This is a genomic window from Candidatus Odyssella thessalonicensis L13 (assembly GCF_000190415.1).
Taxonomy (GTDB): Bacteria; Pseudomonadota; Alphaproteobacteria; order Paracaedibacterales; family Paracaedibacteraceae; genus Paracaedibacter; species Paracaedibacter thessalonicensis.
Genome location: NZ_AEWF01000008.1, coordinates 17435 through 41146 on the forward strand (window position 1 = coordinate 17435; position 23712 = coordinate 41146).

The window sequence follows — 23712 nt, forward strand, 5'->3', positions numbered from 1 at the left end:
GGAATAATTATAACTAACGATTTAAGGAGCTAACACAATGAAAAAGAATTCCTTACTATTTTTGTTTGCATTGTCTCTTCTAATAACCTCAAAGCCCCATGCAATGGACAGTGAAGAGCGCCCACTTTTATTAGATGGTGGACTAAGACAAAGGAAGATAAGCCTTCCGAATAGAGGGACATTTTCTGGAAAAGAGGAAATTCTAAGGGCCAATAGAGAAAACAAAGTTTCAATAACACTAAGCCATCCTTTAACGCTAGATCTTACCTTAGATAGATTTCTAAAAATTCAAGAAAACCAATACGGTCGACGTTTCTCGAAAGAGGAGATAATAAGGGATTATTATCCGCTCAGAGAAAATGTAAATAAATTTATCAGTTCCGCAATGTTTGATTTCCACATTAAGCGCGAGGAAGCACGCTTATTATATGAAGCATTTAGGGACGAAGAACCTATATAGAAAACTTGTTCCTAGCTCTGTCAAATTAATTAATAGAGAATATATTAAGGTTAAGAAATAAAGTAAATCTATGATATGTGCAGCGATTTAAAAGCTTTACAAAATATGGTAATCATATTTTATGAGAAAATATATTACCCTTTCAATTAAGTTCGCCTGCTCGCTGGGAAAATAGTATAGGGGTAGTTTGCGGCAAAGTGCAGGGAACTGCGTTAAGGGTAAATACTCACCATCTATAGTACCCTGTAAGGATGATATGCTCCCATCCAAGAGGCGAGAGATGTGCCAATTGCTCCGGGGTTATGGTTATTCCATTCTGTCTCATACCATAAACGATATGACCTAGATGTTTAGTGTTCCAATAGATGATGATAGCAGCAAGCAAGTTAAGATGCATCATTCGTAAATGCTGGTTTTCTGATGTGCGGTCAGTAATTTCACCTCTACGGTTAAAGTTTAAGGCTCTTTTAAGGGTTCCGTTGCAAATTGGGAAACAGGTTGGTTTAAGGCTGAAAGGTAAGATGATTTGGACGCAATTTAGGCGTATACGTTAAAAAGTCGATTGAAAAATCGAACCTGATCCTGGAAGCTTTTTGTCAAATAAATTGTTTGCTCTTTAAGCATCATGGCCATGGCTTCAATGCCTTTGAGCGTTCGGTTAGCCGTCTTAAACGATTGGAAGCCTAACATGGGCCGGGTACGGCGTTTGATACGCCGATGATCCTGTTCGATGATATTGTTGAGATATTTGATTTGCCTATGCTTGACGCGTTCATCCAGACGCCCTTCTTTTTTTAATTCTTCGATAGTTGTATGATAAGAAGAATGCTTATCAGTGGTAATAGATAAAGGCATATCCCTGCACTGTTTCAGCATTTTTTTAAAGAATCGCTTAGCAGCAGCTAGGTCCCGAGTATGAGCTAGCATAAAATCAACAGTGCGCCCATATTTATCGACGGCTCTATAAAGATACTTCCATTGGCCTTTGACTTTACATCCACCCTTAACGACCAAGCTGAAGGGCGAGCATTCCAACGTATCCTTTTCTCAAATTCGGGAGCGTAATGCTGGATCCAGCGGTAAATGGTTGTATGGTCAACCTTTATCCCCCTTTCACTGATCATTTCAGCTAATTGACGATAGCTAATGGGATAACGTAAGTACCAGCGCAGGCATTGCAAGATAACTTCGGGAAGGAAATGGCGATATCTAAACTCTTTGGGCTTCATCACACGGCTCATCTATTGGGCAATCTCCCCTTAACCTAACAACTTCTCAAAAATTTGCAACGGAACCGCAATGATTCTTCTCTTGAGGGAGACTAGCTTGATCCTTATCCTCTAAAGGGCTCCTCTTTAGATAATTACTCTTTATAAAAAGATAAACTTATGTTTCTTCTAATAATTTATAAGAATTTGTTATTAATTATGGCCCAGCAGCACCCTAACCTATATAATCTCCAAGATATGGGGGGAAGATATAGAGGAGGATAAGATGAAATATTTTTATGACGGAAATCAAATTAGATATACTTTGGTATCTACAAACGGTAACAGTGCACTGAATTGGCTGTTTATTCCGGGCGGAGCCGGCGCTGACTCAAGCTATTATAAAAGCTTAACCGATCACCTTCACTGTTCAGGAAACACTTGGTTGATTGACTTCCCCGGCAATGGTGACCATAAAATTCCTTTGGATAACTATGATCAATGGCTCTCCCTATTTATTCCGATGGTACAAAGTTTTACTAATCCTGTAGTTGTCGGCCATTCTTTTGGAGCAATGTTGCCTCTCCTGTTTAAAGAGTGCGAGAGCTTGCTGAAAGGAATGGTTATCCTTAATTCCGCCCCCTGCTTATGGCTTGAAGAAGCCGCCCGGTTTGCTCAAGAGCATAAGCTTCCAGATCTTACGGCCGAAATGAAAGAATTTATCAACCATCCATGTCAAGAGACCTTCAATAAGGCACTCGCCGCTTGTATGCCTTATTACTTCTGTCCTCACCATTTGGAAGCTGGAACACAGTGGCTTAAAAGCATTCCGTTTCCGTATAAGCCCGCTGTATGGTGGCTCAGAAAAGCTCACGAGATCTCTTATACCGCTCAATGGATTCCCAAGAAAGTTAAAACTTTAATTGTCGGAGCCGAACTTGATGCCATTACCCCCTTCTCCCTTTATGAAAAAGACGCACGCTTTATGCGCTCCAATATCGAGAAAGCTTTTATTCAAGGAGCGGGTCATTATCCTTGGCTTGAAAAACCTCAAGAAGTGAGAGAGGCCTTTAAAAAGTTTGAGCAGAGTTTAATGCCCTCTTAAGAGACAACGATATCCTCGAGACAAAATTTCTCTCAGATTAGGATTCAAAGGCGTCGCCCCGAGGATAAGCCAGCGAGAATGCTGAGCTAACTTGGGGCTACCCTTTAAAATAGAGGCAGAGAAGCGTTAAGCTTCTCGACCAAGCGCCTGCCTTAGAGCAAGACACTTTTAGGCAACTTTCTTTGCAAAAGTAGCGGCCTCTCAACCCTTGCACGCTAAGGGCCAGGTGAAGCTTAGAAATTTACTTTCTGAATGAGCACCAGAAAAGCTTTTTTGGCAGCCTCATCATGGGTGCGCCTCCCTTATAAAAGGTGGCCCACAAAGTCATCGGCAAAATAAGGAGCGCCCCAAATATTGTAGTACTTTCGGGGACTTCCTGAAAAAAGATAAATCCTAAAGTGCTTGCCAGCAAAGGCTCAAAGTAACGATAAGGAGCCAACGCTGATGCCTCCACAAACTTGAAAGCTTGCAAAATACAATAAATGATCAGATTTGCACCCAACCCTAAAACAAAGAGAAGGACCAGTTGAGAAAACGACGGTGTCTTCCAAACAAAGTAGGTTGGCACGGCACTCAATAAAGCCGTGATCAAAGCTGAAAAGAAAAGCATTGAAATCATCGACTCTTTCCGGACAACCTTTTTATTGATCACATCGAGAAGGGCAAACAAGAAGGAAGCGGCGATTAAAGTAAGGGAGATCCATGAGAAATTCTGAACTGAGGGAACAGCAATAACAGCTACACCTAAAAAGCCCCCAATTGTTGCGAGCCAGCGGCAGGAAGTAACCTTTTCTTTAAGAAAGAAATAGGCTAAAGGCAGAGTAAATAGCGGAATTGTAAAGCCTAAGAGAGAGGCCACAGACAAAGGAACCACTTGAATGCCATAACACCAGAGGCTGATGCCCGAGAAAAGGAGACCGCCGCGCAGGAGATGAAGACGTAAATTTGGCCGCTCTAAAACGCTGACAGCGGGCAGGAGAGATAAAGCGCCAAACAAGAATCTAAAGAAAACAATCTCTAAAGCTGGGAGTGCATGACCTAAGGATTTCATAATGAGATCATTAAGACTGCTCACGACTAAACTTAATAGAAACCAGAAAATTCCATAGAGGGGCGATGGGTGCGACTGCATAATGGTCCTTTCTTCACAAATTCATCTTTACTAAAAGCTGGGTTCCATTACCAAGTGGATAAAATCCTAGCCGAACGGATCTCTCAGCATCACTACTATGTCTTGCCTCCCTGCCCGGTCCTATGCAAAAGCTTTGCTGTTACTTAACCAATTCAGAATGAAGTTAGTAATCTCAAGAATAAGGTGAAAGATTTACTACCAACAATTAAGGCAATATTTAATTTTATCCACTTAATCCCTGGAGTACGTCAATTAAAAGGCATGCAAAAATATGCCCATGAATATGAGAAAGTACAAGGATAATAAAATAATTATTAAAGTTAAATAATATTAGTGCGATAAGGTGGTATTATTTTTAACCTAGTCAAAAGGATTACTTATTATTATATTAGAATAAATTTGAATGGAAAATGAGACTTCATCATGCAGACGATTTTTTTTAAATTAGGACGCTATTTAGAGCTTTATCCGCCCGCTGCCCCACATGAGTATTATAAAATAACTTACAGGGGCTTATTCATTTAAAATGATTAACCGTTTGTCGTTTTCTATCTCTACTCTAACTAGAGAGTATGTTATAACTTTATCAAAATTAAGTTAATAAATTAAAATTCTTCTTATGATTCATAATCTTTATCATCTACCAACTCCTCCACAAGAAAATCACCGAACCCGTCTAAAAGACAAGCTTAGGCAAGGACCGGCAGACATCTTAACAGATTTTGAGCTGGTAGAGCTTATGCTTTATCAAGTTCACAATGGCTTTGATGTCCGGCCCCTTGCTAAAGCTTTATTAGAGAGATTTGGGGGTCTTAATCATCTTTTAAAAGCAAGTCCGGAAGAATTAGGGGAAGTCCCCGGGATAAGTCGGTCGTTAATATTTTATTTAGAGATAACTCAGGCATTATTTGAGAGATTAATGAAGAATAACAGAAAGAAGGGACACCCTCAGACTTTAAACTCTTCAAAGGTTATTTACCACTACCTCCAAACCAACAAGCATTTTTCGACTCCGAACCGCCTCCATGTATTATATCTGTACTCTGATCAAACATTAGCGTTTCATGATTATGAGAACTTGTCAGACCAAGGGGATTATACAATAACTGCTAACGAACTTATCAAGCGCGGACTTATTAAAACTACCACAAGGATCATCTTAGTCACTCATATTACCTCAGTTTTCAATTTTCCAGCGGCGTCACAGCTGGAATTCACAAAAACAGTAAAAGAGATCGGCGCTGCTTTTAGCATCAAAATTGATGATCATATTCTCTGGGATCAAAAAGGAATGCATTCCTTAAAAGAGCTAGCCTTCTATTTTGATTAATGTGTAGAGATTATTGGACAGGATTTAAAATCAGTTCCGCCAATAAAAAATTGTGAGTTCATGCTCCTCAAAAAAAGACTTGAAAACCGTTTCGTGCTTTCCTATCTTTGAAATATAAGCTTCTTAGGTCTTCTCCTTCAGCTTCTAAGCCCCTCCTCCGGCTTTTTCCTTATCAGAGCTTCACAAATTCAACCTAGAATTCTAATTCTATAATAAAATACTTAATATAAAATATTTTATTAAATTATTTATTACGTTTTTTACTTGATGGGCATTTAATGCCTTTCTGAAATATTGAATCTCTATTTATCATCCTTATATCTTGGATGAAACCAAAGGAGATCAATATGTTAGTTCATTTAACCCCTAATTCATTTAAAGATCACCCAGAGATGGTGGCTGAGTATCAACGTGTTCGGAAAGTGATTTTTCATGATCGCCTTAACTGGGATGTTCAATTGGACGGTGATCGAGAAGTTGACGAGTTTGACTCTGAGTACAGCCATTACCTCCTCACACTTCAAGATAATAATGTGATCGGAGGAGTTCGTTTAACCCCCTCCTTTTTCCCCAACCTTACCTATGAGATTTTTGAGAAGTTCTTCCCTGAAGGCATCTCGGTTGAACGCTCGATGACTCTTCTCGAGACAAGCCGTTTTGGTCTGGTCTTTACCGATAATGGATCAGGCAAAACCCTCCGCTCTCACACCTTCGATTTATTTACCGGTATGGTCAAGTTTGCCCTTGATTATGGATATGAAAGTATCATTACCGTGGTGGATGTGCGCATGGAGCGAACATTACGGCTAGCAGGATGGCCCCTTCAACGGATCACAGAAGTGGTACAAATCGGGGAGACTAAGACTGTCATTGGACTTCTTCCTATCTCTCAGGAGATCCACGATAGCCTTAAAGCTAAAGCCGAAAGCAACAGTGAGTAAGCAAATCTCTAAAAAGCTCACTTCAATTCTGTGAGCTTTCCAAATGTCCTGTTAAGTTTTATCTGTTCTCTATCTCAAGGGCTTCGTGGAGCGTTATTCCCTTCTCCTATAAGAAGCTCTCAGAATTTCTTTTTTCCCTTACTTCCCTTTTACAACGGGAAGAAAGAAATTCTGCCTTTTTCATTATTAATTTAGCTTCCTCCTCGGGTAGAAATACAGATCAATAAACCAACAGCTCTCCCTCCTAACCCCCTCTTATAATAATCGAGCAAGATATTTTTCTTAATTAGAACAAACGACGCAATAGCTTAACTTGGGTTTCTAAAACGGCAAGAGATTCAATCAGCTTTTCCTGATATAGCGGATCTAAAGGTTTTAAGGGAGTCGATTTTTCATAAGATAATAGATAGAACCCCAAACTTTGCAGAAAGGCCCCTAAGCTAAATATTTGGTGATCATTAAAGTTGTAATCAGGGTTAAAAGTCACCGTAAAGACGCCATAGCACTGACGCCCTAAAGCAAGAGGTATGGTTAATCCTTTAACAATATCATACTCTGTTGAGTATTTCAGAACATGATTCAAATTCTGGTCTAGAGGAATAGCTGGAAGATCGGAATTGATGTACCCCCAACAGAAAGGTTGCAATTTATGGCACCCTTTCACTAGCACCGGATCGATCAGAATAATCTCCTTATCAAAATACTCTTTTAGCCATGACATCGGATAATTAGTCAAAAGCTCTTCATCTGTAAGCTTATAATTTAACAAGGAAAGACCATAACCGGGTTCATAATACTCTGGGTCATAAAAGATATCCCTTTCTGGATAAAAATATACACTGAAGTATTGACAGGGCAGCCCTTCAAGAAGAGAAGCAATAAAACCTGCTGAGGGTTTAATCAAACCCTCTCGCCCGTTTTTAAGCAAATCTGATTTTTGTGCCAACTTTATAGTCGGGTTTTGGGGAGCTTCTAAGGAGGATTTTTTCATTATTATTGCCAATTAAAAGGTAATCGATCTTTCCATCCGCTTTCGGGGTTATTTGAGCAATTGAGTATTCAGGAATTCGGGTTTGGCAGCTTGAGAGAAGAAAGCCTATAAAAAGAAGACTTATAGCTTTAAGCATTATGGGCCTACAAGGACGTTTAAGCTTCTGCCGATCAGAATTTGATGACCTAAATCGTAAGAAAGCGGTTTTGTTATTATGTGTTCTAGCTAAGATAAATACTAAAAAGTAAGCTTTTTATCCACAAAATTCTTAAACAAGTAGCTTGCTTGGTTCAGAGATTTAAAAAATTGTTCTTCTGGGAGCGCTCATTTTGTAATTTTGTCATGCGTTATGACATAAAAGCATGCTTAACATTAATACACTATTTTGCAGTTCCTCGTATCTCTGATAAATTGTAAAAGTTACAACTTAAGAGGGAATGATCATGAATAAAACTGATCTCATTAAAACAGTTTCTGAACAATGCAATCTACCACAGAGCAATGTAAACCAAGTTTTTGATGCTATCTTAGCAACGGTTACAGCTAGCCTTAAGAAAAAGGAAGAAGTTAATCTGCCAGGCTTTGGTAAATTTAAGGTGACTGAAAGAGCTGCTCGTAAAGGACGCAACCCCCAAACAGGACAGGAGATTACTATTGCTGCCTCAAAGTCCCCTTCCTTTTCTGCCGGTAAAGCGCTTAAAGACGCTGTAAACTAAGTGATAAGCGGCTTTTTAGTCGCCTTCTCAATCAGGCTTGATGAAATAATATCTTATTATTGTCACATTTTCCTGTGGATGCCTGGCATTTGGGTTTAATCATATTTTTCACCACTTCTTCTATGGCCTTACCATAAGTTATGGTTTGATCAAGGATAATTTTTCAGGGGGCTACGATTTCATTATGGGGAAAATTATACTTCTTAGAAGAAACAATTCTAAAGAATGCAAATAATGGGTTGGAATATAGGCAGCTTGGCAGCCCTATGTTCAATTTTATAATCAACATATAAATAAGTCATTGACTTACTAAGCCATTGACCTATATTTAATATATGAAGCATGATGATACAGATTTCAATTTGGTAACTATTGTTGAAACTTCGTTTTTCATCAAAGAAGCCAAGAAGTTAATCCAAGAAGATGAGCTTGGTAATTTGAAAGATTATTTAGCTATGAATCCAGAAGTAGGTGATATAATTCCTGGACTAAGAGGGATTCGCAAACTTAGATGGCAAGCTAATCAAAAAGGCAAGAAAGGTGGAGCGCGTATTATCTACTTCTTTTATAACTTTAATATGCCGCTTTTTCTTCTGGATATTTATTCCAAATCAAGAAAGGAAGATTTATCTCCTTCTGATAAGAAAGAACTAAATTGCTTGATTGATGAGCTGACTAATGAGTATGGAGTTTGATATGGGAAAACGATTAATTGAATCTATGAGAGAAGCTGTTGAGTTTGCAAAGGGTGAAAGAAATGAAAGCAAAGTGACAAAGCATCGATCCATAAAGGCCGTAAGTATACCCGACTCTATTAATCCTAAAGAAGTTCGTCTGGCCTTAAATATGACGCAGGAAGAATTTGCTGCACGTTTTGGCTTTAATTTACATACTTTACGCAATTGGGAGCATAATAGACGTCATCCGGATAGAGCCGTTTTAGCATATCTATATGCGATCTCTAAGCATCCTCAAGAAATTGAAAGCTCCTTGAGAGATTAATCAATAAAGTACTGAGCAATTTCTTCCTAACATTTATCTCACAAGGATATTATAGGAACCTGCTATAAGATATAAGTTAGAAGCTAGACGGAACTAGTTGTGAGCAGTTGAATTTCTGTTCCAAATTAAGCAATTGAGGCAAGCATGTTAAAAAGAAGACGGCCAGTTGCATTATTGGTATTGATATTCTCATCAATTCCTTGAAAGGTAAGTTTCTTAGGGACTGTTGCATGTAGAAACTAATGAAAGATAATAGCATTTATCAAAGCTCGTGAAGATAGGTTTTTACAATGAAGAGTGATTTCTGGAAGCGTCGTTTTAGGGGCTTAATCATTTTACAATGTATGCGTTGGTATTTGCGTTATCCGGTTAGCTACCGTAATTTTGAGGAAATGATGGAGGAGCGTGGGGTAGACATTGATCATACAACCATCTATCGTTGGGTTCAGAGATATGCCCCAGAGTTTGAGAAAAGGTTGCGCTGGTATGCTAAGCCATTGGGTTTTTCCTGGAAAGTTGATGAAACCTATATCAAAATTAAAGGTCAATGGAAGTATCTTTATCGTGCTATAACTTCTGATGGCCAAACCATTGATTTTATGCTTTCGCATAAAAGGGATACTAAGAGTGCTATTAAATTTTTTAAAAGAGCCCTTAAACAATGTCATGAACACCCATGTAAGATTAACACGGATCAAAATCCAGCTTATGCTAAAGCTATAGAGAGAATAAAGAAAGAGGAATCATTAAGCCAGAATGTCAGTCATACTCAAGTAAAATACAGCAATAATAGAATTGAATCTGACCACAGTAGATTGAAAAGGCGGCTTGTACCTATGCTTAGCTTTCAATCCTTTCATACAGCGAATCGTACATTGAAGGGCGTTGAAGCCATGCTCATGCTTGTTAAGAAGCAAACCTGTTTCTTGAGGAAGTCTTTAGGTGAGCAGATCAAGCTCATTAATGAGCTCTTCCATATATACTCTTAAAATTGTAGATAATTGTTAGATTTCCTATACCCTTACTCTCTTAATGCAACAGACCCATAAATCTAGGTACAGTTATAGGCACTTTTAAAAAGAGTAGCCATTTTAACAGTATACTCTACTGAGTAAATAGATAGGGAATTCAATAACTCCTCTTATCTAGCTTGAATTTAATAGATTGCTACAGTAAGAAATTATCATAGTAATCTTAAGACACTGCTCTAGATTTACAACTTTTAGTCTACAGCGTAGTTAGAGAGAAAATAGAATGCCTTTAAAGTTATTTATTAATTCAATAATATTATGCTCTTCCATTTATAGTATTAAAGTGTTTTCTCTCGAATTAGAAGATTCTCCTACTTATAAAGCCACTTTTATTTCAAGAAGCTCTATGTCATGTTTTTGTCTTCCTCGAAAGCTTTTTTCATTTTTATCCCTTACAAGAGATATGCAAAATAGTAGAGGAGATTGGCAGATAGTCGAAAACCAAGAAATTATCAAAGATGACCACTTATTTTTTGCTGACTTCCCAGCAGAGCTTATTGAAGCAGTGTCATATTATTGTACTCCAAGAGACATTGTAAATCTCGCAAGTACATGTCGTGAGTTGCATAATTTTTTTTCAAGGGAAATGTATTGGAAAATGTTCGTAAAGCTAGGGCCTTATAGCAAATCTGAGCAGCGAATGCCTGAGGGATTTTATAAAAAGAATGCCTTTTTAAATTACTATTATTTAGAGGGTATAAAATCCAGCAATCCTTCAAAAAAGAGAGCTTATATTAGAAAAGCTGCCGCTTTAGGACATGGAGATGCCTCAGCTTTGATAAATTATTGGCGAAAGCTAAAAACTGGTAAAAATATAATCCAGAACTCAGCTATAAGTTCTTATGTTCCCGGGTATGTAGCCAGGAAGTATACTCTAAATTAACAGTCTTCATCTTGAAGGAGAAGATAATTCTTTTATGTTCATGTAAAAGGAAGGAAAGCGCTCAAACTAAGAGCGTTAATATCAAAGAAATACCCAACCTTAATGTCTTTAACAAAAAACAATGAATTCTCAGTCAAAAAAATCTGTGAAAGAATCAGGTCCAGGACTTTTACAAGATTAAAAGTGAAGCAATAAGAAGTAAGAAATAATTATTATTCAAAATAAAGAGGGTAATTTTTTGAACAAAATGTTAAAATGATTTCTACAAATCTCACATCTTATATTACGGGATAGGTGTTTTTTATAAGACATAGTCCTAGTGACTATGTCTTATGGATAATCTTATTGATTATTCAATAATAATGCTCTCTTTAAGGCGCTGTGCCCATTTCTCAACCTCATTAATTGGATTGTTTGAATGCTTAATTCTAAAGGCCACAAGTCCAATAGTATCAGATAAGCTAGCAGGATTTTCAACAATATCGCCTGGCCTTAGCCAAGTATCAAGAAATAATAGATCTTCACTCTCGGAAATGTCCTTAACTTCTTTAACTTTGCCTCCTTTTGAATACATAAGAACAAAACCTGTTTGATCAGTTGGGAATTGCTGATATTTTGTAGCAGGTAAACCTGCTTGGAGAGCGAAATGTTGCTCAAGCAAATCTAATCCAAAACATTTTTGCCAATCCAACCGGATAAAGCCGCCCCCTACACGAGAGCCAATCTCACAAAATACAATTTCTCCTGAATTTTTTTGAAAAATTTCCAAGTGAAATGCGGAACCCTTTGTATCGGGTAATGATCTAATGACCTGTTGAGTATACTCTAGTATTGGGCTTACTCGAGAGTCATCAGGGCTTAGCATATAACTTCCTGTAAACTTACCAGATACGCACTCCATACATTGATTTACATATTGAGAAGGCCAAGCTACCAGTACTTTGTTGTTTTGAGTGAGCCCGTCAATATGAAACATTGTCCCTTCAATAAATTCCTCTAAATCCCATCCAGGATTATTTGAGAAGAAAATTTCTTTCTTGAATGCTAGTTTTTTTATATCCTCTGCGTTTTTCAATAATGTTACGTCTTTAGCACCTGCTTCATCTACAGGCTTCATAATTAAAGGGAAAGGATTTTCTGAGGAAAATTTTATAACATCAAAAATTGTATGTGCCCTAATAAAACGAGGGACCCTAACATTATTTTTAGATAGTATCTCTTTCATTCTAATTTTGTTTCTAAATGCAAAAGCACTATTTGCATCTTGCCCAGGAATATTAAAGTATTCTCTGAGAAAAGCTGCTCTCGTAATATCTGTTTCTGTATTTGCACAAAGCCCTACAATGTTATAACTCTTTGTAAGCTGTAATAAAGCTAGTTCTGGTCCCTGAGAAGAAACATATTCGGGGACTTCACATACAATTAATTTGTCATTTTTTGAAAAGAGTTGTATGTCTTCCTTTTCTCCCATGCACACAACAATCGTTTTACATGGAAGTTCAGACAAAAATTTGTCTGCTTCTAAACGTTTAGTTCCACTTTTAGATAAAACAACAATAGCCTCTTCTCGAACAGGGTGGCTTTCTTCAGCCGCAAAGGCTAATGTTTGCAAAAAAGCAAAATTGATTAGTAAAAACTGAAAGAGGCTCATAATTCTTGTCCTTCTGATGAAATATATCTGCCATGCATGGAAATATACATGTACTAGGTGTTTTTTGTTCTAGGGGGTAAAATTTTAAAAGGGAAGGTTATTTTATGTGATCACTGTAAAACCTGTATTAATTAGTATGTTTGCTTCTCTGTATAAAAAAAGTACCAAAGCTAAAAATTAAAGGTTAAATTATATGGAATTTTATCTTTTTTTTGAACGCATATTTGATAACAATTTTTATTGGTTTGCCCTTAATATTATATAAATTTAAGGTGTAAATAATTATAATTTAAATAAAAGGAGATTAATATAAATATGACTAAACTAACTGCAGAACATATTAAAAAGATAAACAATATTACTAAAACTATTAAGGAGTCAAAAGGTTCTAAGACTCCTACAACGATAATCGCTTACGTACGTTAAGCATACATTATTATATCTCACTCAAAGATCTTTGAGTGAGATATAATAAATGGAGAAATGGAATCGGAGTCTTTTATATTTGTTACAATATTATAAAGATATTAAATTACTTTCAGCGCAAGCCCTTACAATCACAGGGCCATATTTTTTATTATTGCCAATTATTAAATCAGTCAGCTTCTTTGTTGGCATAGCTGTATCTTATTTAATTTATCTATTTATATCTTCGCCTGAGCATCAACCTTTTACTCCAATAGCATGCTTGCTTATGGGCCGCTTATTTTTATTACTCCTCTCATATGTAGTGGAAATTAATAGCCGTAAAAAGGTTTCTAGCTGGTTTCTCAATAAATTATTGTCCTCAAAACTATCTTTCAGTCGAAAAGAAAAGCTAGAACGGATAGCTAATCGTGACTTCCTAATACTTTTTGAAGATTTGATCAGGGTTAGCGATATTTTATACTTTATTATTGTGTTTTTTATACTTTGTTTAAGTTCAGTTTTTGTTAGTTTTATAGATACTTTCCTCCTCGTATTCTCCTCCTTATTATATATTTTACTTTCTCACCTAATTGCCAAGCGTACTATTTATTATACAAAGCAGATTTATAGCAATGCAAGAGACCGCACGGAGCTAGTAAGCAGGTGGGTAAGTATACGTAAATACTTACTTAATTGGGGAATCCAAAATACATTTTTAAGTAAGTTAAAGCATATCTTGCAAGAGGAGGTTGCAAACCGTAACAGAGACTCTTTCTGGAAATGCCTAGATGCTTATCTGATTATTTTTAGTGGGATTATCCCTATCGGTATTTCAGTTTTTATTTGCACGTTATTTTCTACTCCATTAAATGTGCCGCTTTTGTTGATATACTGGGTAATGATACCATTTATCAATGTTATTATGGAAATTGGTCGTTTCCCTGCATCTTATATTCAAATAAAGTCCGTTTTTGAGGATCTCACTTTACTAAAAGAAGAAAACTTATCGAAAACAAATGCAGCTATAAACTTTGATGATAGTTGGGAGATTTGGGAAGATACACTAGAAAGCAACATCCTTGTTACTGATCTCAATGCAATTGCCTTAGAAATATCTGGCTTAGTTCAGGAATTGCAGTTAGATAAAAAAGAAAACTACGTTTTAGAATTAGGTGGTAAAAATATTTCCGCTGGGCAACGTGAGCGTATTCTTCTTCTGAGAGCGCTTAATTTGGCTAAAATTACTCATCGCCCTTTAAATATATCAGTCGAGTTTTCTTCACTTGACAACAATACGCTTAGAAAGGTCCTACAGATTATTGAACTCTACTCTAAAGAGGTAACAATTAATCTGAAACATTTTGAACGATTAATTATTTCCAAAGATATAAACACTCAGGACCAAAAACAAAGTCTTATTTCTGAACCAGATAAGAAGATAAACAAGTCAGAAGAAGGAAAAATTGATTCCTCATCTATAAGTTTATTTAGAGAAGTATTGCCTCTTTTAAAAGCTTCTTTAAGCCCTTGGTTCATATTTCCTGCTTTAGCATTAGCTTTAATTGGAATGCTTATAAAGAAGCAAGATGGTTATGTTCTAAATAATATTATTATAGCACTAATCTTGGGTATCGTCAGCGTATATGCTTGCTCAAAATTAGGGCAGACCATAGAAAAAGTACTAAGGGGAAAAGGACTAAAGTGGGTTGATGATATTCTTTTAATAGCCAATTTTCAGAATGGTCCTGACATAGTGCATCGACTTACAAGAGATATTACGGTTTTTTGGGAACGCCTTACTTATTATTTACATGATTTAAACTGGTATTTCTTCAATATAGTAGTAGCAGTAGTCCTCATAGTTTGGGAAGGTCACATTAACGCAATTTTTATTGCCAGCCTTTTTATATTTTGTGCAATTTGGCTTTGGGTCTCTCTAGCTAGTAAAATCGAGGCTGCTCAAACAGAGCTAGTTGAAGGAATAAATTTATTCTTGAAAAATGCTTTAAATTTTTCTTGCTTAGGATCAGCCTTCTTTATAGATTACTTACGTACAAAGAGGGCAGAGTTTTTAAGAGAAAGCGTAAGTAGATTTGTCCAGAGATACCAATGTTTATTTACTTTAAAAACTGCGCTTATTTTTTGCGCTCAAGCTCTTTCGGCTATCATTATTCTTTGGAATTTGAAGTTTTACGAGCATAATTTTACCTATGACAACCAGCTTGCGGGGCTTTTTACTTCTCTACTTATTGTGGATCGTCTAATTCAGAGCTTTTTTCAAGCTTTAACTGGTTTTAATACCCACAAATTGTCATACATACGGCTTAATAGCTATCCTGTTTTAGTTATAAGGGAGCCCTTAGGGATAGAAATTCTCAAGCATCAGTTACACATTCCTGAAGTTAATGTATCCATTACGCAGAATAGCTTTAAAGAAATTCTTGTAGATATAGGCTGCTGCTATTCTCTTATAGGCCCTTCAGGAATTGGAAAAAGTACTTATCTGAGAGAGATTGCACGCTTCTCTTTAAACGACTCCTCAATCTGTCCTCTCAATAATATTCTATATTTTGATAAAGCATCTCAAGATATTCTTTCTATTCCTCCTTTTAAAGGAGGGATTAGTGAATATCTAAAAGATAAGCTTGCTTCAAAAAAGCTTATAATTTTGGATGAAGCACTTTCCCACCTAGATAAATCAAATTGGGATAACTTTGTGCGGCAGATTCAAACATATATAAGTTGCTACCATATGAGCGCTATTATAGTGGATCATAGATTTACAGTTAATAATAAAATAGATTTTGAATCCTTACAGTGTAGGAAAAATTAAAATGGAATGCATCTTCTTAGGCCATCAATCTTGGCTTATCCAACATAAAAATACCCATATTCTAATTGATCCAGTTTTGGAAGATAACTTTGGCAATGCGAAAGCCAATAGCATTGAAATTTTCCCACCAAGAAAAGTTAATTTTCCTTCCAACCTTAAGATAGATGCAATCATTTTAAGCCATGAACACTCGGATCACTTTCATATACCTAGTCTTGTAAGATTCTCCTCTTCTCCTATTATATTTGGGCCTACGATGTTCGATTTTGTTGATCGCCTTATACAAGAAGCTGGTCTGAGAACAAATCGTATTGATTTCCAGAAAACTTTTAAGATAGGCGAATTAGAAATCCGTCTTTACCCTCCGCACCCAGATACTGTTTTGTGGGAAGGAAGGGTAACTCAAATATACATTTCACCGGTTGGAGAGGTAGAAAATGGTATCTTTATTGCAGTAGATGCTCTTGTTTCTCAAGATTATAAAAATGATGTATCTGAAGGTATAATTCCAAGCCCTAAAACAATCTTTGTATCTAACAATTCCCAAATTACTCCTCCCGGAGTACTAGGAACCCTTGATAACCATATGAATATGTATGCCTATGAGAAAAATGATAGTTATGGTCTTAAAATCTTAAGTGAGTTATTGATTGATTATCTTGAGGGTCTAGAATGGGAAAACGCTGTTATTTGTGGGGGAGGATTTACTAAAAGATACGAGCAAGACTTTGGAGCATTTCCTTTCTCAGATCAAAAAGAACTTGCTGAGGCTGGTCAAAAATTGTTTGAAGGTAAAAAAATAATTGGTCCCTGGCCTGGTGAAGTGGTTTCTATTAATTCTACCGCCTCCATTATTGGTCAAGTCAATTGGATTAAGATGGATATGAGTAAATTTGAGCAACTTAAGACCTTAAGCTTAAACCGAAAAATAGATAAAAAATATAACGAAATTACCCCTCAAACGCATCTTTGTGACAAAGAAATATACACTTATATTGACCTTCTTGAAGCTGAGCTTAATGATTTTGCTAAATATTTCCTTGTGTCCCCTAATGGCGAATCCTCCACCAAAGAAAGTCTCCTTAATCCGCAGGCTAGCCCCTATGTTCTTATGATCCGCTTGAGACTAGAAAATGGAAATTTTCTAGAATACGGTTTGAATTTGCGGACCGGAAGATTTGAGATAGTAGACTCTAATAGTTTACCTAATTTTTCTTTAGTTTTATTTGGAATAGAATGCTTTGCTTCAGATTTCATTGAAATGCTCCGAGGAAACTTGCAAGTTTGGGATATGGCTGGCGTTTCCATGCGATCTTGGTATCAAGGTGAGCCTCTTTTTAGTCCAGTAGCGAGCTTTTATAATTGGTTTGGTGAGGCTTGTCGGCCAGATCTTGCTTATAAAGTTTTAAAAAAAGATGGAATAAATTTTTTACAGGAATTAAGCAATGAAACTAGGATACTTAGGACAACAAGGCTGGCTAGTAGAGGAAAAAAATACACGGATACTTATAGATCCAGTGTTAACAGATGCTTTTGGAAGCTCAAGAAATGTAAAATTCAAAATCTATCCACCTCGATTAGATATTGACCTTAACTTGTTAGGAAGATTAGATGCTGTATTGATTACCAATGAACATTTAGATCATTTTCATTTTCCCTCACTTTTAAAACTTGAGCGTACAGTTCACATCTATGTAGGTGACTATACCCCTAATTTTGTTGCTGAAAACTTGCAAGCTGCTGGGTTTAAAGTTACTCGATGTAAGCATAATGAGTGGGTAGATTCTAAGGATCTATTGTTTAAATTTTATGTGGGATGCTTTAACACTCCTTTTTGGGAAAGGAGAGTATATCATCCTTACATTATAAGTAAAAGTGATCCGGGAGCGCGATTAATAATCCAATCTGATACTCTAATAAATCCTCTTTTTATCAAAGATATTAAGGAGAAAAAAGAAAAATGTCCTACCCTTTTTGTAGCTACCAATAACTCACAAATTCCACACAAAGGGGTGCCTGGAGCTTTTGATAATATATATCCCAGTGAGGAAGATACAAGCAATCAAGCTCTCCAACTTTTATCAGAGGTAACTTGTACTTATACGCAAGAAATGCCTGAAGTTAGACATGTCTTTTTTAGTGGTGGAGCCTATATTTATGACTCACCCAACTCTATTCCATTCAAATATTCTGATATTAAGAGTCTCGGTAATTTAGCTTCCCAATTATCTATTGGTAGGAGAATTCATGGATTAGAGCCGGGTGAAAGCTTTAATTCGCTTACTGGTGAAATACTACACGAACCTTGGTCAAATTTAGACGCATCTCAAAAAAAAATATACGCAGAACGGCTTAATAGCATAAGTGGAGCGACTATTCCTTCCATACTGAAAGAGGCAGTAACAGGCAATTATAAAGATGAAGAGGAGACTATTGCTGATATTAAACTTATAGAGAATGAGCATGCTCTTCTCGCTAGAATGATAGTAGGTACGGCTCTTGGAAAAGTGTTACTCTCTCTAAATAATTTTATTAAAGGAAGTTTGGAATCAGAGAGGCTTTTAATCATTTACCGTCTTTCCCCTACACACAAAAAGGCATATCATTTAAACCTTAATAAGGTTACTTTTGAAGAAACGGATATAGATGAAGAAGCAATATTGAAATATCCATTTGGCGTTGAATGGTACCTTAAAGATTTTGCAAGCATATTAAAAGGTGAGATTCAAGTATGGGAAGTAGCTACAACCAATATGAGACAATGGTATCTAGGCGATAAATTAGATTCACCAATTGCTTTCTTTTACAAGTATTTTGCCGAACAAATTAGACCAGAGCTAGCCAATAAGATTACTCAACGCCATGTACTTAACTAGCTCCATAGCATTAGTAGGACCTATATGTGCAGGCAAAACTACATTATCTCAGGTTATAGGTGACTTCTTTAGCCTGCCGGTAGTACATACTGACGCGCACAAAGGTCAGTATTTTCTTGAGAGCGGTTTTAATGAAGAACACGCTGAAGATATATTAAAAGAGGAAGGAATTGAAGCTTACTATAGTTATCTAAAAGGGTTTGAATATGATTATATAGTTAATAATTTAGTTTTACCTTCGAGTCCCTCCATATATGATTTTGGTGCAGGTTTTGTTTGTTTTGATGAAGTATTTAAAAAGCTTGAGGTTATAAAGTTTCTGGAGAAATTTGATAATGTTTTCCTTATATTACCCCATAAAGACCAAGAAAAATCATACCAACTTATTTATAATCGTTTAATAGAGCGCTCTAAAACGGATAAAGAACTTTTCAACTATATTATAGGTAAAAATTTTGACCTTATTGAATATTTTCTCCAGAAGTTTCAAGATTTATCTTGCCACACTAAAATGGAAAAGATATTTACTTCTTACTCACTAAGGCACACGCTAAAAAACATTATTACGCATCTTATAGAGGCAAAAGGGGTGATATTATAATATTAGTCAGTAATTAAAATTGTTTTTGAAGGGTGTTATAAAGATATTGACATCTAAGACGGTAGCATCAGAACCCGTTTAAGTGTGATGCATAAGCGTTCATCATATTGCTATTCTATTATTCACCGCAGAGAGACACTGTTAATTTAAAGTATGTCCTTTCTTAACAATACCCCCCTCCTCTAATTGGGTAAAAAATAGGGTCACTTTCTTTATTTCTTTACAGGTGTAAGCTGAAATCTGAGCACCTATATTTATACTTTAACTTTTAAGTGAATTTAGATAAATGATGCTTTTTTATAAGATCAGAGGATATGTTTTGAAAATGATCGTTTTAAGAATAGGTGTTCACTACTCCATAATTCATTCATAATTGTTAGGCAATCTTTTCCTAAACTTTGCTCTAATCTTCTTAGAGAGAACTCTTTCTAAAAACCTGCATTTAAATGTAAGTAAAACAACCGTTTTTCGTACATTGTCTTATACATAATCTAAAAACTGATTTTTTATCTATACTTTATAACACTAATTCCCCAATAGTTGCATGCCTTGATATGAGCTATCCCTATCCATATAGACTTAAATCGTGCTTTTCCTAATAGCTGCTACTTTATTAACTGGCACCCATAATTTTTATTTAATCCTCTACATGTAGGTATTAAAAGAATCTAAATAAAACTAAGACTAAGCTATGGTTTATTGGTATATTATATTCCTCTTTTCAAAGTTTATGGATAAGGGTAATGTATTGCATTGTAGATGCTAAGAATAGCTTTAGGGCTATCGGATAATTTAAAGGAAAAACTTATGTATATTAATCCCAATCTATTTTTTCTAATTAAAGATGGTCAATTTATAGTTTGGGACTATCTACACCATACTCAATTCACCCTAGAACCTGACTATATGGAGCGATTGCGGCTTTGGGCAGAAGGAAAAGTTGAGAGCTTATCTTCAATCGATGATGAGTTAGAAGAGGCACAGCTTATTGCAAAAGAGCCATTCATTCAGCAAGAATGGGGATGGGATGATCTTTCTAAGATTTTTCATATTGGGACAAGAGATATTGCAGAGCATTTGATTGGGTTGAGCCGAGAAGAATGGATCGAAAGTTACTTAGCCTATTGCAACACAATTGCGACTCATCCCCCAGCCTTTCATATTAAAAAAGAGGCGGAAATTAAGGTACCTCTTCCTACCCCTGATCTCTCCCTATTGGATCAAGAAAAATATTATTCTGTAGTTAAAAGACGGAAAACCAACCGTTATTTTAAGGGAGAGAAGATTTCTTTGGACATTTTAAGTGCACTTTTATTTGTGAGCTTAGGACCACTTCACGAGAAATGGTCTGATTTAGAAGAAAACGGTTTACAGATTTTAGGACGACGTAAATCTTTTCCTTCTGCTGGTGGACTCCATCCCGAAGAAGCTTATTTAATTGCCTTACGAGTTGAGGGCCTCACGCCCGGCATATATCATTATGATTCAGTTGATCATCATCTAACTCTAATTGAGGAAAAATTTGCGGAAGAAGAATTGATACCTCTTCTGTATGGTCAATATTTTGCCGAGGGCCTTGCAGCAGGCATATTTCTAACCTCACGTTTTGAAAAAGGTTGGTGGAAGTATCCTCACTCACGTGGCTATCGGATGACATTAATTGATATCGGTCATGCCTCCCAGTCTCTGGTATTAACGGCAACAGCCCTAGGGCTAGATACATGGATGACAGGAGCTTTTAGTGACTCACAAGTGGAAAAATTTCTTTCACTAAACTGTAGTACTGAACAACCAATCTTCTTTATAGGCTTTGGCCAGGGTCACTCTAGTACTTTAGAACCGCATATGCTTTCTCAACTGTCCGTATAAGGGTTTCCTTGTATAATTATAAATTCCCTCTTCATTATAATTGTCAAAAATGTCAGTTATAAGATAGACAATACTGTTCTATTAAAAAGATTTTAGGGAAAAGCAGGCATATTAACTTTGATACTTAAGAGAATTGAGAAACGAGTTGCCTTGCAATAATAGGTACTTCTTCGTGATTCTTTAGAGCGAAAGGTACAATAATAATTTTAGTCAAGCGGCAGCATTCTCATGTTCTTTCTTTTTACCCCCTATATTTTACCGAATAAATTTTTGATCTATTTCGAGATATTAACTAATAGGCAGACCTTCTACTGGTATCCATACTGTATAAGTGAATGGTTATCCATAAGATGACAACACTTCCTAGCCATATATGTAGAATTGTCCAATATTTTGTATTAAGTAGCGGATTTTAATATGAATGTGATCCATATAAGTATTAAGTTTATATTAGATATATTATATTATGATAATCTTGTTCGGCATTTATTAGATATAATAGGATTTAGAAATTGAGACCTATAGACCCTTCAAAATTAAAGCCATTTTACATGGTAGCAAGAGAAGGTAGTATTACGCGCGCAGCTCAGCTATTGAACATCAGTCAACCAGCCCTAAGTATGATCATTAGTGACTTAGAACACAATGTAAGAACACAACTTTTTGAGCGTATTCCTAAAGGAGTACGTTTAACTTCTCAAGGTGAAGCTTTATATGTTTACGCTAGAAAATTTGTTGAAGAACATGAAGCGTTTGAAAATTTATTTTATGAAAAAAATGATGAAATAGAAGGGAAGTTGAAAATTGTTACCACTCCTTACCTTGGTTCTGAGTGGTTAATGCTTAAAATAGAAAAATTCTTAAAAAAGCACCCCAAATTAAGAATTAGGATTGAGGTTAGAGAAGACAAAGACATTCATACAGCCGAAGGAGATGTTATGATCTCTACCCCTTTACATCATCAGCCTAACCTTATACAAAAGGTCCTTTTCAAAGTGCATATAAGGCTAATTGCTTGCCCCACATATCTAAAAAAACACGGCACTCCTGAACAAGCTCAAGATTTAGATGCCCATCAGCTTATAACATATGGGGGAAGTTCTTACAGCCCATATGGCAACACGAATTGGATTCTCACAATGGGTAGAGAAGGGCAACTTCCTAGAGAATCTTACTTAGAAATTAATTCTCTCCAGGGGATTATTAATGCAGCTCGAGCTGGATATGGGATTGCAGAAGTACCCGACTTCCCTGGAGTATTAAGGGATGATTTAGAGGAGATTAAATTAAATATAGAAGTGCCCACAGGGCAGGTAAATTATATTTACCATAGTAGTCGCTTACACTCAAAAAAATTAATACCTTATATTCCTATCTTCTTAAACAGATTGAAGAGGAAAGATGAGAAGCATCTCTCCTCTCGCTCAGATTACTTTTTTGCAATCGATACGCAGTACATTATTACAGCTTCAGAATTCTCAAGATTAACTCTGTTCATAAGTTTCTCCTTATTATGTTCAACTTAAAGTTGTTTTTTAGTATTTTTAAACTATGCACACTTATTTCATTACCCTTTCTTATACCTGCTGTCAATTTTTATAGTTTACTTAATAAAGAAAGCTTGATAGTTATATCTTTTCAGAAGTTTAACCTGACTCATTTCAGACTATCTCTTGCCATAGTCTTTTTATTAAAAAAACAACATAATAAACCACTTTATCAAAAAGATAATTATAGTAAAAATAATTTAAAAATAAGTACGCATATAATAAAATGTTGTATTCTATATTTTGTATATAAATATTTATTATTTTATTTTTTTATAAATTTTTTTTGCTCAAAATTCATAAATATATAAAAGCCTGAAAAATAGGCGTTTTTACGTGTTTCCTATAAGTGTTTCTTATGTCCAGAATTTTAAATTCGTATTAGACTTTTTTTAAAAAAGACCTTATTCCCTGCTGATGGTCACATATTACAGAGGAGTATATTATGAGCAACTTAAATAGCATGAGAGTAATTAAAGATCTAAAAGAGTTCGTTGCCTTATGGAATCAGAATGATTTGCTTTTTACCTATAAGCTTTTATTTTATAAAAGTGGTAATTACCCTCAATTAGTACTTAAACAAGCCCAAACTCAATTCTCCTTAAATATGGCTTTTGATCCTTGCTCAGAGGTGCTTGAAGTAAGTAATTTTCAACTGTCTGAAGATCCCCATCTTGAGAAAGTATGCCAACCCCTTTATGATGCTTCTCTTATCGAACTTATCCTACAAGGTTTACTTCTATTGATGTTCTTTGCAAAAAGAATAGATAAGGAGGAAATAAGATTCACAATTGCAGTACAGGACGCTGAGCATCTTGCCCGTCTACAGGACTTATTTGAGACCACTTCAGTCATAATTACAATTCAGGGAAGGAGGCAAGTCTTTGCTTTATCAACTTGTACACATTGGCATGAGGAATTCCTTGAACGTGTTGAGAGCATTAAGATTGATCTGCGTCAACAACTCTGGGTAAAACAGAGAAATAGCAGCACTGTAAGACAATATTTTCAGCATCAGAATCGTTCGAATATAAAAATTTTGGAACATTTGAATAATGCTACTAACCCGGAACCTTTATCTAAATGGGGCATGATTATTTCCTTTCCTCAAGGCTCAAATCTTTAAGA

19 protein-coding genes and 2 pseudogenes are annotated in these 23712 nt (G+C 35.9%); 16 read left to right on the top strand and 5 right to left on the bottom strand.

Annotated features, from left to right (window positions below):
- Nucleotides 1-37 precede the first annotated feature (37 nt).
- Entirely contained in the window at nucleotides 38-460 is a 423-nt protein-coding gene (locus tag HMO_RS0111280; RefSeq protein ID WP_010303116.1) for a hypothetical protein, read from the top strand.
- Between the two features lie 226 nt (nucleotides 461-686).
- On the opposite strand, the pseudogene HMO_RS16230 reads toward HMO_RS0111280, so the two are convergent.
- Nucleotides 687-932: pseudogene (locus HMO_RS16230) on the bottom strand (Tn3 family transposase); the annotation flags it as partial.
- 65 nt (nucleotides 933-997) lie between these two features.
- Nucleotides 998-1692 (bottom strand): annotated as a pseudogene (locus tag HMO_RS15290) (IS6 family transposase).
- Nucleotides 1693-1954: 262 nt separating this feature from the next.
- Here HMO_RS15290 and HMO_RS0111295 point away from each other — a divergent pair.
- On the top strand, nucleotides 1955-2773 hold the full coding sequence (locus tag HMO_RS0111295; RefSeq protein WP_010303137.1) for an alpha/beta fold hydrolase: 819 nt from the start codon (nucleotides 1955-1957) through the stop codon (nucleotides 2771-2773).
- 241 nt (nucleotides 2774-3014) lie between these two features.
- On the opposite strand, the gene HMO_RS0111300 is transcribed toward HMO_RS0111295, so the two are convergent.
- Nucleotides 3015-3905: a DMT family transporter gene (locus HMO_RS0111300; protein WP_010303140.1), complete on the bottom strand. Its 891-nt coding sequence runs from the start codon at nucleotides 3903-3905 to the stop codon at nucleotides 3015-3017.
- 619 nt (nucleotides 3906-4524) lie between these two features.
- On the opposite strand from HMO_RS0111300, the gene HMO_RS0111305 reads away from it, so the two are divergent.
- Entirely contained in the window at nucleotides 4525-5235 is a 711-nt protein-coding gene (locus HMO_RS0111305) for a JAB domain-containing protein (protein ID WP_010303143.1), read from the top strand.
- Nucleotides 5236-5582: 347 nt separating this feature from the next.
- Nucleotides 5583-6176 (top strand): acyl-homoserine-lactone synthase, encoded by a 594-nt coding sequence (locus HMO_RS14825; protein WP_010303146.1) that lies wholly within the window; start codon nucleotides 5583-5585, stop codon nucleotides 6174-6176.
- Nucleotides 6177-6462: 286 nt separating this feature from the next.
- Here the strand turns inward: HMO_RS14825 and HMO_RS0111315 are convergent, their stop codons facing one another.
- Nucleotides 6463-7167 carry an autoinducer binding domain-containing protein gene (locus HMO_RS0111315; protein ID WP_010303149.1) on the bottom strand — a complete coding sequence of 235 codons (705 nt, stop codon included), beginning with the start codon at nucleotides 7165-7167 and terminating at the stop codon, nucleotides 6463-6465.
- Nucleotides 7168-7610: 443 nt separating this feature from the next.
- On the opposite strand from HMO_RS0111315, the gene HMO_RS0111320 reads away from it, so the two are divergent.
- The 5 genes from HMO_RS0111320 to HMO_RS0111340 all read left to right on the top strand — a co-directional run bounded on the left by HMO_RS0111320 (nucleotide 7611) and on the right by HMO_RS0111340 (nucleotide 10799).
- On the top strand, nucleotides 7611-7883 hold the full coding sequence (locus tag HMO_RS0111320; RefSeq protein ID WP_010303152.1) for an HU family DNA-binding protein: 273 nt from the start codon (nucleotides 7611-7613) through the stop codon (nucleotides 7881-7883).
- 362 nt (nucleotides 7884-8245) lie between these two features.
- Entirely contained in the window at nucleotides 8246-8578 is a 333-nt protein-coding gene (locus tag HMO_RS0111325; RefSeq protein WP_100070084.1) for a hypothetical protein, read from the top strand.
- A 1-nt stretch (nucleotide 8579) separates the two neighbouring features.
- A complete protein-coding gene (locus tag HMO_RS0111330) occupies nucleotides 8580-8885 on the top strand; it encodes a helix-turn-helix domain-containing protein (RefSeq protein WP_033444752.1) in 306 nt (101 codons plus the stop codon).
- Between the two features lie 290 nt (nucleotides 8886-9175).
- Nucleotides 9176-9874: an IS6 family transposase gene (locus HMO_RS0111335; protein WP_010303170.1), complete on the top strand. Its 699-nt coding sequence runs from the start codon at nucleotides 9176-9178 to the stop codon at nucleotides 9872-9874.
- A 265-nt stretch (nucleotides 9875-10139) separates the two neighbouring features.
- Nucleotides 10140-10799 carry an F-box protein gene (locus HMO_RS0111340; protein WP_010303177.1) on the top strand — a complete coding sequence of 220 codons (660 nt, stop codon included), beginning with the start codon at nucleotides 10140-10142 and terminating at the stop codon, nucleotides 10797-10799.
- Between the two features lie 349 nt (nucleotides 10800-11148).
- Here the strand turns inward: HMO_RS0111340 and HMO_RS0111345 are convergent, their stop codons facing one another.
- The gene (locus HMO_RS0111345; RefSeq protein ID WP_010303179.1) at nucleotides 11149-12450 is read right to left on the bottom strand and encodes an ATP-grasp domain-containing protein; all 1302 of its coding nucleotides are present in this window, start codon (nucleotides 12448-12450) and stop codon (nucleotides 11149-11151) included.
- A 475-nt stretch (nucleotides 12451-12925) separates the two neighbouring features.
- On the opposite strand from HMO_RS0111345, the gene HMO_RS0111355 reads away from it, so the two are divergent.
- The 7 genes from HMO_RS0111355 (at nucleotide 12926) to HMO_RS0111385 (ending at nucleotide 23710) form a co-directional block, all read left to right on the top strand.
- Nucleotides 12926-15691, top strand: coding sequence for a hypothetical protein (locus tag HMO_RS0111355; protein WP_010303183.1), 2766 nt, complete (start codon nucleotides 12926-12928; stop codon nucleotides 15689-15691).
- 1 nt (nucleotide 15692) lies between these two features.
- Nucleotides 15693-17279: an MBL fold metallo-hydrolase gene (locus HMO_RS0111360; protein ID WP_010303187.1), complete on the top strand. Its 1587-nt coding sequence runs from the start codon at nucleotides 15693-15695 to the stop codon at nucleotides 17277-17279.
- On the top strand, nucleotides 17200-18567 hold the full coding sequence (locus HMO_RS0111365; protein ID WP_245528679.1) for an MBL fold metallo-hydrolase: 1368 nt from the start codon (nucleotides 17200-17202) through the stop codon (nucleotides 18565-18567). Before HMO_RS0111360 ends, HMO_RS0111365 begins: the two co-directional genes overlap by 80 nt.
- Nucleotides 18554-19168: a nucleoside/nucleotide kinase family protein gene (locus HMO_RS0111370; protein WP_010303203.1), complete on the top strand. Its 615-nt coding sequence runs from the start codon at nucleotides 18554-18556 to the stop codon at nucleotides 19166-19168. The genes HMO_RS0111365 and HMO_RS0111370 overlap by 14 nt, the downstream gene beginning before the upstream one ends.
- Before the next feature lie 807 nt (nucleotides 19169-19975).
- A complete protein-coding gene (locus HMO_RS14830; RefSeq protein ID WP_010303206.1) occupies nucleotides 19976-21037 on the top strand; it encodes a SagB/ThcOx family dehydrogenase in 1062 nt (353 codons plus the stop codon).
- 551 nt (nucleotides 21038-21588) lie between these two features.
- Nucleotides 21589-22563, top strand: a complete 975-nt coding sequence (locus HMO_RS0111380) for a LysR family transcriptional regulator (RefSeq protein WP_010303209.1) — start codon at nucleotides 21589-21591, stop codon at nucleotides 22561-22563.
- Nucleotides 22564-23029: 466 nt separating this feature from the next.
- Complete coding sequence (locus tag HMO_RS0111385; RefSeq protein WP_010303212.1) at nucleotides 23030-23710, top strand: hypothetical protein; 681 nt, start codon at nucleotides 23030-23032, stop codon at nucleotides 23708-23710.
- Nucleotides 23711-23712: the final 2 nt, after the last annotated feature.

Coding starts and splice junctions, on each gene's coding strand:
- HMO_RS0111280 (WP_010303116.1), top strand. CDS start 38: ATGAAAAAGAATTCCTTACTATTTTTGTTTGCATTGTCTCTTCTAATA.
- HMO_RS0111295 (WP_010303137.1), top strand. CDS start 1,955: ATGAAATATTTTTATGACGGAAATCAAATTAGATATACTTTGGTATCT.
- HMO_RS0111300 (WP_010303140.1), bottom strand. CDS start 3,905: ATGCAGTCGCACCCATCGCCCCTCTATGGAATTTTCTGGTTTCTATTA.
- HMO_RS0111305 (WP_010303143.1), top strand. CDS start 4,525: ATGATTCATAATCTTTATCATCTACCAACTCCTCCACAAGAAAATCAC.
- HMO_RS14825 (WP_010303146.1), top strand. CDS start 5,583: ATGTTAGTTCATTTAACCCCTAATTCATTTAAAGATCACCCAGAGATG.
- HMO_RS0111315 (WP_010303149.1), bottom strand. CDS start 7,167: ATGAAAAAATCCTCCTTAGAAGCTCCCCAAAACCCGACTATAAAGTTG.
- HMO_RS0111320 (WP_010303152.1), top strand. CDS start 7,611: ATGAATAAAACTGATCTCATTAAAACAGTTTCTGAACAATGCAATCTA.
- HMO_RS0111330 (WP_033444752.1), top strand. CDS start 8,580: ATGGGAAAACGATTAATTGAATCTATGAGAGAAGCTGTTGAGTTTGCA.
- HMO_RS0111335 (WP_010303170.1), top strand. CDS start 9,176: ATGAAGAGTGATTTCTGGAAGCGTCGTTTTAGGGGCTTAATCATTTTA.
- HMO_RS0111340 (WP_010303177.1), top strand. CDS start 10,140: ATGCCTTTAAAGTTATTTATTAATTCAATAATATTATGCTCTTCCATT.
- HMO_RS0111345 (WP_010303179.1), bottom strand. CDS start 12,450: ATGAGCCTCTTTCAGTTTTTACTAATCAATTTTGCTTTTTTGCAAACA.
- HMO_RS0111355 (WP_010303183.1), top strand. CDS start 12,926: ATGGAGAAATGGAATCGGAGTCTTTTATATTTGTTACAATATTATAAA.
- HMO_RS0111360 (WP_010303187.1), top strand. CDS start 15,693: ATGGAATGCATCTTCTTAGGCCATCAATCTTGGCTTATCCAACATAAA.
- HMO_RS0111370 (WP_010303203.1), top strand. CDS start 18,554: ATGTACTTAACTAGCTCCATAGCATTAGTAGGACCTATATGTGCAGGC.
- HMO_RS14830 (WP_010303206.1), top strand. CDS start 19,976: ATGTATATTAATCCCAATCTATTTTTTCTAATTAAAGATGGTCAATTT.
- HMO_RS0111380 (WP_010303209.1), top strand. CDS start 21,589: ATGGTAGCAAGAGAAGGTAGTATTACGCGCGCAGCTCAGCTATTGAAC.
- HMO_RS0111385 (WP_010303212.1), top strand. CDS start 23,030: ATGAGCAACTTAAATAGCATGAGAGTAATTAAAGATCTAAAAGAGTTC.